Raw genomic sequence first — 9,876 nt, 5'->3', positions numbered from 1 at the left:
CGCCCCCCCGCCTCGATCAGGACGCGGTCGCCGACGCTGTGGCCGTAATTGTCGTTGATCGGCTTGAAGCCGTCGAGGTCGATGATGCCGACCGCGACGCGAACGTTTCTGCGCTCGGCGTCGGCAAAGGCGCTCGACAGTTCGGCGAAGAAGCGGCGGCGGTTCGGCAGCTCGGTGAGGGAATCGAGATTGGCGAGGCGGAAGTTCTCGTCCGAGAGTGCCTGGGTCGCCGCCTGCTGTGCCAGCAGCGACTTGCGGCTGGCGACGAGATCGGCGAAGTCCCGGTAGTAGATGGTCAGCACCGTCACCATCGCGCCGGTGACCAGCAAATTGTTGACGGCCATCGCCTCCAGCGTCGGCTCGCCCGTGGCGAAGTAGAACACGACGTAGGGCACGTCGACGACGAGAGTCACGATCAGCGCGGCCGAACGCAGATGCATCAGCGAGAAGATGCAGCCGATCACGGTCACCGCCATGTAGAAGGCCACCTGGCTCTTGGCAAAGGGATCGCCATAGGGATAGAGGGCGAACGACCAGACGGTGAAGCCCGCCGCGATCGGTGCCGCGATCCAGTTGGTGAGACGCAGATTGCGCAGGATGTCGGCGTCGCTGCGGACGACGTGGCGCTGCCGCGCCACCAGAAGGTCCGATAGCCCGCCACCGCGATCAATACGCCGGGCACGATCATGCTGAGTGAGGCCGGCGCCAGCGGCACATAGGTATATGCGACCGCGATCGTGTTGGTGATCAGGATGAAGTAGAGCAGCGGGATCTGCTTGGAGAAGGCGTCGAACTGCGCGCGCGTCAGCTCGGGATTGTCGGCCGGCACGCGAAACAGCCGCATTGCGGCGGCGAAGTAAGACTTCAAATCGGCAACAGGCATTGAAATACGAGCCCCGGATCCTGAAAACGCGGCGATCTTGCATAGCGTGGGTAAAGGGCCCGTTAGATCGGGTCCTGCGCGAAAGACCAGCGCAGGTTGCGCGCTACCGCTGCATTTCCGGGCGCGCGCAATGGTGAGGCTGTGTTAACGATACGGGGCTGCTGCAGCAGGCGTATCGCGGCGAAGTCCTGCAAAGACCGCCGTTACGCTCTGCTAACCATGCGCTTGGGCGCAACGTCTTGCCGCACCTCTCCCCGGCGGGGCAGGGCAGTCGCGTATGGCATTTTCCGCAGCTGAGCGCGCGCCTCGTCCTTCGAGACGTCCGCTTCGCGGTCTCCTCAGGATGAGGCTAAGCAGCATCGGTGCTCGTTGAAAACTGCTGCCGCGCACTATGCGATTGCGCTGCCCAGCGGGGGAGAGGTGACTGGACCTGTCGAACGCGCTGATGGCCAAGGTCCTGGCGGAGAAGGGCTACCACTATCAGTTCCGGTTCGTGCGCAACGCCAAGCACGTCGATCGGCCGACGATCGCACAGACGCTGCCGTCGGCGCTCGCGTGGATCTGGAAGGGCTAACCGATCCCCTGAGCGAGAAGCAGCCTAAAGCGCGATGAGATCAGGATGAATCGTATTCCGCTTCGGTTTATTGTTTGAGCATGATCTTCTCGGAAAACCGCTGCGCACTTTTCCGGATCATGCTCTAGCGTCCGATCGTGACCCCTGCGGTCGAGCGCATCGCATCCCGGAGGCTCCGCGCGTTCATGTCGTCGAGGACTTCTCGCGTCAGCACGGTGGTCTGCCCGGGCGTGTTGAGGATGGTCTCGCCGCGCGATGAGGAGAGCCGGTCGGCCTTGTAGGGCGCGGCGGGATCGGTGGCGGGCGTGTGGTGAGGCCGTTTGCCGGACGCCGCAAAGGCTCCTTGCGAGACGCAGAGGGCGGCGATCACGATCAGTCGCAACAGCTTCGCAGGCATGTGATCTCCCATGTCCGGGAAACCTCAGCCTAGCACGGCGTGACGACGCTTGCAGCGGAAAGGATCAGGCCAGAGCGGCCTGGCGTTCCCGCACCGGTTCGCGAACCCGGTCGAGCTTCCCTGGCTCGGCGAGCCGGGTGAAGCTGCGATGGCTCGCCTGCGCGGGGGCCTCGACGATGACGCCTTCGCAGACGATCTGTCCGCCGAGCATCTTGAATTCCAGCTTGTCGTAGCGCGGCATCGTCTCGCCGGGCGCAGGCGGCAGCAGCCCAACGCTGCCCTGGATGTTCAGCGTGGCTTCGCCGGTGCCGTGAAGGCGGGGATTCCACATCCTGATTCCGGTTTCCGCCCAGCGCTGCCGGATCAGCGCGGTGCGATCGGCAGGTTCCGTGGCCTTCGCGCGAAGTTTCGGCGCACTGCGAATCTCTTCACGTGGAGCCGCGAGAGCCGGAGCCGGCTCATCATGCGTGACCACGAGGGCGTCGGCGGAAGAGTCCTCCGCGGCGACAGGGGCAGGATCGCTTGCGACCGGCTCGGTTGCCACCGCAGTGCCGGAGGCGGAATCGCTGTCGATCTTGTCTTCAGCGACAGGCTCCGCCGGGACGTCGCGATCGGCAAGCGTGACATGGGTATCGTCTAGAACAGGCTCGACATCCACGACGGCAACGGTGGAGGGATCGTCGGCAACGACGAGCGCGGGGGCGTCAACCGAAGCGACATCAACCGAAGCGACATCAACCGGAGCGACATCAACCGAAGCGACCTGGAGATTGGACGAGGTCTCCTCGGCGACATCAGGCGCAACGCCGGCCGCGAACTCGGGAGGTGGATCGCTGCTGATGACGGGCTCGGCCGCTTTGGCCGGCTCGTCCTCGACGTCGATGGCCCCGACCGCTTCAATGGCGTCGGACTCGGGCTTCGTCGAAAGCTCCACAGGCGGATCATTGGCGATGACGGGTTCAGGAACATCGACTGGTTTGGGACCGTCGACCGTCTCGCCGGCGGCTTCGTCCGGGACCAAAACCTCTGCGACCAAGACCGGCTCGAATTCTGTCGGAGCCTGCTGCAGGGAATCGTCGCTGCCGGCGACATCGGCCGCTGCTTCCGCGATGACAGGGTGGGCGGTGCCGTTTTCGGCGACCGCGGCGTCGCTGCGCAGCGGATCAGTGCCGATGCCGGTGTCGAGAGCCGGAAGAGCTTCAGCGTTGTCGGCAACGATGACAGGCTGTTCGGCGACCACCGCCGCACCGTCGATGCTGCCGCCATGCGGCAAGGGCCGAAGCCGGGTGAACGCCCATTTCACCGCGGGGATGCGGCGCAACAACGATATCAGTCTCGAAAGCACTGGGAGTTGTCCAAGAGGTACTCGGCGTGAGGCAATCGCTGATTCGCCAGCAATGTGAAAAACTGCCCCGGCCGTCACACCCCTGTCAATGTAGACAGGACCAATTGCAGAACATCCACGCATCCCGCGCGCGGGCGGCTGCATGATGTGTCAGGCATCATCGAGAAAGTGCGGTTGTCATCACGCCGCCGTGCACCGGCTGCCAATGTGATCGCTCCCACAGAGCTGCGGCGCCGATCACGGATACGCTTCCTTCGAAAGCGAAGGAGAGAAGACGTGATCCGCAAGATATATCCGGCTGCGGTCCTCGCCGCATTGATCTGCGCACCTGCCTTGGCAAATGATCTCACGCCAAAGATCGCCGCTCATTTGATCCCGCCGAATGCGGAAATCCACATTTCCTGGACCAGCCCCGCATCCGACCCGCAGGGCCGCTCGATCGAGGTGGCCTGCGGCGAGGTGTCGGTCCGCAATCCCAGAGGCTTCGACACCATGACGTTCGCCTATGTCATCGGCGACGACAAGCTTTGGCTGGCCAGGGAAATCGGATGGATGAAGGAACCGGAGGCACAGGGGATCCGCAGCGTGATGAGATATTGCCCCGGCCGTTGATCGACGCCGGTCGGCCTGCGGGAGGGGACGATGATCCCCTCCGGGATTTTTCGATCTTTCGGCTACTTGCCGCCGCCCGCGCTGCCGCCGCCCGCGCTGCCTCCGGCCTGGCTGCCCATGTTATTCGTGTTGGTGCCGCCGGCCGATGGTTGCTGCGCGCCCTTGCTGTCGCTGGCCTCGTTCTGCATGTTCGACGACTTGCCGGTCGTCATTCCCTTGGTCGCGGGACCACGCGAGGAGGGGCCGACGTCGCCCTGACCGGAGGCGCCTGGAGCGGGTTGTGTCTGCGCGAAGGCGCCACCGGACGCGAGCGCCATGATGCATGCCGATGCCAAGATGATCTTTTTCACGGGATTCTCCTTGACGTTACATCCCCATACAATCCGCCCGCGCCAACGGCGTTCCTGCGGATTTGAAGCCACCGCTTCAACTCTCTGCGGCCGAATGTCGGGGTTCCCGTCGCCATCGCCAGAGGTTATTCAGGATCGTCATTGTTTGTTGGGGGACGACGCATGAGGAAGATTGTCACCATCGGAGCGGCCCTGCTCTGGTCCACCATCGCGTTCGCGCAGGAGCGCACCATCACCGTGGCCTCGACCACCTCGACGGAACAGTCGGGCCTGTTCGGCCATCTGCTGCCGCTGTTCGAGAAGGCCGAGGGCATCAGCGTGAAGGTCGTTGCCGTCGGCACCGGCCAGGCGCTGGATATCGGGCGGCGCGGCGATGCCGACGTGGTGTTCGTCCACGACCGGGCTGCCGAGGACAAGTTCATGTCCGAAGGGCAGGGCGTGAAACGCTTCGACGTCATGTACAACGACTTCGTCGTCGTCGGGCCCAAGAGCGATCCCGCAAAGATCGCCGGAGGCAAGGATGTCACCGATGCGCTGCGCAAGATCGCGGCAGCGAAGGCACCGTTCATCTCGCGCGGCGACAAGTCCGGCACGCACGCGGCCGAGCTCCGGCTGTGGAAGGAGGCGGGCGTCGACATCAGTGCCGGCAAGGACAGCTGGTATCGTGAGATCGGCCAGGGCATGGGCCCGGCGCTGAACATGGCGTCGTCGTCGAACGCTTATGTTCTGTCGGACCGCGGCACCTGGCTGTCCTTCAAGAATCGCGGCGAGCTCGCCATCCTGACCGAGGGCGACAAGCGGCTGTTCAACCAGTACGGCGTCATGCTGGTCGATCCGGCAAGGCATGCGAACGTGAAGGCGAAGGATGGGCAAGCCTTCATCGACTGGCTGGTCTCGCCGAAGGGGCAGGAGGCGATCGCCGGCTACAAGGTGGGCGGCGAGCAGCTATTTTTCCCCAACGCGTCCCACTAGCAGGAAGGCGACGGTCGACACCGCGACGCTGAGCGCGAGCAGGATCAGTCCGAGTCCGAGTGCCAGCGGCAGGTCGCCCTTGCTGGTCTCCAGCGCGATCGCGGTCGTCATCGTGCGCGTGAAGCCGCGGATGTTGCCGCCGACGATGATGATGGCGCCGACCTCGGCGATGGCGCGCCCGAAGGCGGCGAGAAAGGCCGTCAGCAGCGAGGTCCGGCCGAGCGCGAACAGCAGCGCCATGCAGCGGAAGACCGACAGCCCGTCGATCCGTGCGAGGTCGCCATATTCCGCCCACAGCAGGCTCGCAGGCCGGTGCACCAGCGCCACCACGATCGGGGTGGCGAGCAGCGTCTGCGCGATCACCATGGCGGCCGGCGTGAACAACAGTCCGGCCACCCCGAGCGGGCCGGACCGCGAGAGCAGAAGATAGAGCGCGAGCCCGACCACGACCGGCGGAAGGCCGAGCAGCGCATTGGTCAGCACGATGATCACCTGCCGCCCGCGGAAACGCGTGATCGCGAGCAAGGCCCCGATCGGCGCGCCGATCAGCAGGGCAAGGATGCTCGCGGTCAGGCTGACGCGCACCGACAATGCGACGATGCCGAGCAGCTCGGCGTCGGCTTCGCCGATCAGCGAGAGCGCCGCGCCAATGGATCGTGCGAAGTCGTTCATCCGGCCTGACGCTGTTGCGCCGGCAGCAGATCGAGCACCAGTTCGGAGGGACGGCAGAGCCTGACGCCCTTCGGCGTCACGACAATCGGCCTGTTGATCAGGATCGGATGCGCCATCATCGTATCGAGCAGCTGATCGTCGGTCAGCGCGGGGTTGGCGAGCCCGAGCTCCGCATAGGGGGCAGCCTTCTCGCGGACTGCCTCGCGCACCGAAATTCCCATGCGTGCGATGAGCTGCTGCAGCAGGGCTCGCGATGGCGGTGTCTTCAGATACTCGACCACATGCGGCTCGATGCCGGCGTTCCGGATCGTCGCCAGCGTCGTGCGCGACGTGCCGCATTCGGGATTGTGGTAGATGATCACGTCCATTCGAAAGTCCCCGGGGCTCTGCAGCGGTTCGGCCGCTCTCATGGACCCCCGCGTATTCTCACCGTGGCGAGCCGGCAACAGGCCTCCTGCCGACTAGATCACGATTCACTGCGGAATTTCCAGAAGGATCGGCGTGGCTGGCCCGAACCGGAAGCGGCGAACCGCTCCCGACCCTGTCGGAAGCGGTTCATCGAGCGGGGTATCCGGGATCGGCTCGGCCGCCCGCGGTTGCAGCCTCAGCGTTTGACGGTGGCCGACGCCGAAATCCTGGGGGCAGCGTCGATGCTCTGCTGCCAATAGCGTTCGATCTGGTCGATCAAGGCAGGCGGCAGCGGGACGTAGTTGAGCGTCTGGGCCTCGGACTTTCCGTTTTCCAGCGACCAGCGGACGAAATCGATGGCGGCTGCCGATCGTTCCGGTGATTTCGGCGCCTTCGGCATCAGCACGAAGGTCGTCGCTGTGATCGGGTAGGCGTCGTCACCGGGCGCGTTGGTGAGCACGAGATGGAAATCCTTTTCCGCCTTCCAGTCCGCGCTTGATGCGGCCGCCTGGAAAGATGCGGCGTCGGGCACGACGTAATTGCCGGCGCTGTTCTGCACGATTCCGAAGGAAATCCGGTCGAGACGTTGCAGCGCGTAAGTGTATTCGAGATAGCCGATCGCGCCGGGAATGAGACCGACGAGCGAGGCGACACCATCATTGCCCCGGCCGCCGAGGCCAAGCGGCCACTCGACGGAGGTGCCTTCGCCCACGCTGGCTTTCCACTGCGGGCTGACCTTCGCGAGGTAGTTCGACCAGTTGAACGTCGTGCCGGAGCCGTCGATGCGATGGACCACCGTGATCGCAGCGTTCGGCAATCTGACGTCGGGGTTGATCTCGGCGATCGCGGGATCGTTCCAGGATTTGAGCCTGCCGAGATAGATGTCGGCGAGCACTTGCCCGGTAAAGCGGATCTGGCCGGGCTTGACGCCGTCGATATTGACCACGGGGACGACGCCTCCGATCACGATCGGGAATTGCATCAGGCCGAGCCTGTCCAACTCCCTGGGGTCGAGCGGCATGTCGCTGGCGCCGAAATCGACGGCTTCTTTCTTGATCAGGCCGAGGCCGATGCCGGAGCCGACGGCTTGATAGCTGACGACGTTTCCGGTCTTGGCCTTGTACGCGTCGGTCCATCTCGCCATCACGGGGGAAACGAAGGTTGAGCCGGCGCCTTTGGTTTCGGCTGCCATGCCTTGTGTGGCGACGAGCAGAGCGGTGAGGATGATTGATAGCCCGATGTGGTTCTTCATTTGCGCGACGCTAACAGGTGGGGCACGAAGCCGATGTGTTCGATCTCACAATTGCGTCGCGAGGCATTCGCGGCGGCCATTGCGCGCCGACTACACCACGCCGTCAGCTCCGCCGCGTCGTCCGATTGAGGGAGATCGCTGGCCCGGCCGGGCAGGGACGCAATTTGAGGCAAATTGCGCGCCAGGCGGCCAAATCGTGCCCTTTCGCGACCGGCAGCGGCTTTATTCCCGCCATGGATGCTTTAAGGAAGGGGCAGGATCAGGGTCGCAGGCGCCCGCCGGCGGTGCTAGAGCCTGATGCAGGAACAATGGGCCGGCCGGGATTGGCTCGCCCGCAAGGATGAAGGATACGAGGCAATGATCCAGACGGTTGGCATCATCGGGGCAGGCACCATGGGGAATGGTATCGCGCAGGTCTGCGCGGCGGCCGGGCTCTCGGTCGTGATGGTCGACATTTCCGATGCGGCGGTGAACCGCGGGCTGTCGACCGTCGGCGGCAGCCTCGAGCGTCTGGTCAAGAAGGAGAAGATGTCGGCGGCCGATCGCGAGGCGGCGCTCAAGCGCATCACCGGCACCACCGACCGGGCGAAGCTTGCCAATTGCGATCTCGTCATCGAGGCCGCAACCGAGAACGAGGAGCTCAAGGTCAAGATCCTGAAGGATCTCTGCGCGACGTTGTCGCCGCGCACGCTGCTTGCGACCAACACCTCGTCGATCTCGATCACGAAGCTCGCTGCGGCGACCGATCGTCCCGACCGCTTCATCGGCATGCACTTCTTCAACCCGGTGCCGGTGATGGCGCTGCTGGAGCTGATCCGCGGCCTGCAGACCTCCGACGACACCCACGCCAAGGCCCTCGATTTCGCCAAGCGCGTCGGCAAGGTGGCGATCACCGCCAAGAACAGCCCGGGCTTTGCCGTCAATCGCATCCTGTGCCCGATGATCAACGAGGCGATCTTCGCGCTCCAGGAGGGAATCGCGACGGCGGAAGAGATCGACGCCGGCATGAAGCTCGGTTGCAACCATCCGATCGGGCCGCTGGCTCTAGCCGATCTGGTCGGGCTCGACACCATGCTTTCGGTGATGGAGGTCTTTTACAAGGGCTTCAACGATCCTAAATACAGGCCGGCGCCGCTGCTCAAAGAGATGGTCGATGCAGGCCATCTCGGCCGCAAGACCGGGCAGGGCTTCTACATCTATAGCGCCTGATCCTCGCAATTTGCGCTGCGACAAAGACGGACGTCGCGAATTGCGCCAGCATGGATGCGGGCGTTCCCTTCTCCCCTTGTGGGAGAAGGTGGCGCGAAGCGCCGGATGAGGGGTTGTTGCCGTAGACTCACTCGCTGAGGAGCACGCGGAGGCAGACCCCTCACCCGTCTCGCCGCTGTGCGGCGAGCCACCCTCTCCCACAGGGGGAGAGGGAAAGACGAAACGGACGAAGCAAAGATGTCGGATCGACTGAAGGCCGAGCGCGAGGCGGCGGCCGCGCGGCGGAACCTGTTGACCCAGGATGCGATCGAGCGCACCGGGATTACCGAAGAGATGATCGGGGAACTCGTCACCCGCTTCTATGGGCGCGTGCGCGAAGATGCACGGCTGGGGCCGGTGTTCGGGATCGTGCAGAATTGGGACGAGCATCTCGCCAAGCTCAGGGATTTCTGGTCCTCGGTCGTGCTGATGAGCGGCCGCTATCACGGCTCGCCGATGCGGGCGCATTTGCCGCTGAGCCTGGTGGGCGATCATTTCGACCGCTGGCTCGATCTGTTCGAGCAGACCGCGCGCGAGGTCTGCCCGCCGCCGGCGGCTGCACTCTTCATCGACAAGGCGCGCCGCATCGCCGACAGTTTTGAGATGGCATCGGCCACCGTCGCCGGTTCGATCGCCGCGCCGCGCCACGTGCTCAGGTCCTGACGACGACCCGGCTGCCTGCAAAACATGCAGGGGACGTCGCGCTGCGTTGGCGCAGCGCGACGAATAGCGCGCCGCACCAATACCAACATCATCGGTCTGATCTGCAAAATCATCATGCCGCTCGCGCGGCGCGACGTTGAAATTGTGAAAACGCGCTTGAATGCGTTCATCGTCGCTCAATCAACGCGAGCAAAGCCATATTGATGCACTGCGGCGCCAATTCTTCGCCTTGTTTTCGGCAGAGTTCCAGCGCCTGCTTGTGGACATGTCCCGCGCATCCCTGAACGCCAATTCCACATCGTCCGAAAACTCCGGGGAGCCCGAAGCCGACGCTTGCGCCGACCAAACGCGGCGCACGGTCCTGCTCGGTGCGCTCGCCACCACCGCTTGCCTCGGTTGTTCCGGGCACGCGCGCGCAGATGAGGATCCGCCCGGCTCCGACGAACGGCCCCAGAAAGGCGATGTGCTCGTCTTCTCCGAAGGCGACAAGGAGGGAAAGC

11 protein-coding genes and 2 pseudogenes are annotated in these 9,876 nt (G+C 64.4%); 6 read left to right on the top strand and 7 right to left on the bottom strand.

All coding sequences use genetic code 11. The annotated features are described in order from the left end of the window. Positions 1–883, bottom strand: a pseudogene (locus tag IC66_RS0123505) (diguanylate cyclase domain-containing protein); the annotation flags it as partial. 445 nt (positions 884–1,328) lie between these two features. Between IC66_RS0123505 and IC66_RS48985 the strand changes: the two are divergent. Beyond that, a complete protein-coding gene (locus IC66_RS48985) occupies positions 1,329–1,457 on the top strand; it encodes a hypothetical protein (RefSeq protein ID WP_283806361.1) in 129 nt (42 codons plus the stop codon). Between the two features lie 124 nt (positions 1,458–1,581). Here the strand turns inward: IC66_RS48985 and IC66_RS0123495 are convergent, their stop codons facing one another. Together IC66_RS0123495 and IC66_RS0123490 are read right to left on the bottom strand one after the other, a co-directional pair. Next, positions 1,582–1,854, bottom strand: coding sequence for a TonB-dependent receptor plug domain-containing protein (locus IC66_RS0123495; RefSeq protein ID WP_038949233.1), 273 nt, complete (start codon positions 1,852–1,854; stop codon positions 1,582–1,584). Between the two features lie 64 nt (positions 1,855–1,918). Next, positions 1,919–3,178, bottom strand: a complete 1,260-nt coding sequence (locus IC66_RS0123490; RefSeq protein ID WP_038949232.1) for a hypothetical protein — start codon at positions 3,176–3,178, stop codon at positions 1,919–1,921. Positions 3,179–3,346: 168 nt separating this feature from the next. Between IC66_RS0123490 and IC66_RS0123485 the strand changes: the two genes are divergently transcribed. Next, a complete protein-coding gene (locus IC66_RS0123485; RefSeq protein WP_152102571.1) occupies positions 3,347–3,811 on the top strand; it encodes a hypothetical protein in 465 nt (154 codons plus the stop codon). A 62-nt stretch (positions 3,812–3,873) separates the two neighbouring features. On the opposite strand, the gene IC66_RS0123480 is transcribed toward IC66_RS0123485, so the two are convergent. Next, positions 3,874–4,161 carry a hypothetical protein gene (locus IC66_RS0123480; protein WP_038949230.1) on the bottom strand — a complete coding sequence of 96 codons (288 nt, stop codon included), beginning with the start codon at positions 4,159–4,161 and terminating at the stop codon, positions 3,874–3,876. Positions 4,162–4,323: 162 nt separating this feature from the next. Between IC66_RS0123480 and IC66_RS0123475 the strand changes: the two genes are divergently transcribed. Further along, positions 4,324–5,133, top strand: coding sequence for a substrate-binding domain-containing protein (locus IC66_RS0123475; protein ID WP_038949228.1), 810 nt, complete (start codon positions 4,324–4,326; stop codon positions 5,131–5,133). Here IC66_RS0123475 and IC66_RS0123470 read toward each other — a convergent pair. From IC66_RS0123470 to pstS, 3 genes are all read right to left on the bottom strand, one after another. Further along, positions 5,107–5,805 (bottom strand): ABC transporter permease, encoded by a 699-nt coding sequence (locus IC66_RS0123470; protein ID WP_028142716.1) that lies wholly within the window; start codon positions 5,803–5,805, stop codon positions 5,107–5,109. The two genes, IC66_RS0123475 and IC66_RS0123470, sit on opposite strands and share 27 nt — an antisense overlap. Then, a complete protein-coding gene (gene arsC, locus IC66_RS0123465) occupies positions 5,802–6,173 on the bottom strand; it encodes an arsenate reductase (glutaredoxin) (RefSeq protein ID WP_049801793.1) in 372 nt (123 codons plus the stop codon). Before arsC ends, IC66_RS0123470 begins: the two co-directional genes overlap by 4 nt. Before the next feature lie 236 nt (positions 6,174–6,409). Beyond that, positions 6,410–7,465: a phosphate ABC transporter substrate-binding protein PstS gene (gene pstS, locus IC66_RS0123460; RefSeq protein ID WP_038973414.1), complete on the bottom strand. Its 1,056-nt coding sequence runs from the start codon at positions 7,463–7,465 to the stop codon at positions 6,410–6,412. Between the two features lie 297 nt (positions 7,466–7,762). On the opposite strand from pstS, the gene IC66_RS0123455 reads away from it, so the two are divergent. From IC66_RS0123455 to IC66_RS0123445, 3 genes and pseudogenes are all read left to right on the top strand, one after another. After that, a complete protein-coding gene (locus IC66_RS0123455) occupies positions 7,763–8,674 on the top strand; it encodes a 3-hydroxybutyryl-CoA dehydrogenase (protein WP_131233117.1) in 912 nt (303 codons plus the stop codon). A gap of 237 nt (positions 8,675–8,911) precedes the next feature. Continuing rightward, positions 8,912–9,376: a group III truncated hemoglobin gene (locus IC66_RS0123450; protein ID WP_038973413.1), complete on the top strand. Its 465-nt coding sequence runs from the start codon at positions 8,912–8,914 to the stop codon at positions 9,374–9,376. A gap of 265 nt (positions 9,377–9,641) precedes the next feature. Beyond that, positions 9,642–9,876, top strand: a pseudogene (locus tag IC66_RS0123445) (Rieske (2Fe-2S) protein); the annotation flags it as partial.

The organism is Bradyrhizobium genomosp. III (assembly GCF_000261705.1).
Taxonomy (GTDB): domain Bacteria; phylum Pseudomonadota; class Alphaproteobacteria; order Rhizobiales; family Xanthobacteraceae; genus Bradyrhizobium; species Bradyrhizobium ottawaense.
This window is presented reverse-complemented; position numbering and strand designations above follow the sequence as displayed.

Bases quoted from the DNA above. Each gene is read 5' to 3' on its own strand.
- IC66_RS48985 (WP_283806361.1), top strand. From the start codon at position 1,329: ATGGCCAAGGTCCTGGCGGAGAAGGGCTACCACTATCAGTTCCGGTTC.
- IC66_RS0123495 (WP_038949233.1), bottom strand. From the start codon at position 1,854: ATGCCTGCGAAGCTGTTGCGACTGATCGTGATCGCCGCCCTCTGCGTC.
- IC66_RS0123475 (WP_038949228.1), top strand. From the start codon at position 4,324: ATGAGGAAGATTGTCACCATCGGAGCGGCCCTGCTCTGGTCCACCATC.
- IC66_RS0123470 (WP_028142716.1), bottom strand. From the start codon at position 5,805: ATGAACGACTTCGCACGATCCATTGGCGCGGCGCTCTCGCTGATCGGC.
- arsC (WP_049801793.1), bottom strand. From the start codon at position 6,173: ATGGACGTGATCATCTACCACAATCCCGAATGCGGCACGTCGCGCACG.
- pstS (WP_038973414.1), bottom strand. From the start codon at position 7,465: ATGAAGAACCACATCGGGCTATCAATCATCCTCACCGCTCTGCTCGTC.
- IC66_RS0123455 (WP_131233117.1), top strand. From the start codon at position 7,763: ATGCAGGAACAATGGGCCGGCCGGGATTGGCTCGCCCGCAAGGATGAA.
- IC66_RS0123450 (WP_038973413.1), top strand. From the start codon at position 8,912: ATGTCGGATCGACTGAAGGCCGAGCGCGAGGCGGCGGCCGCGCGGCGG.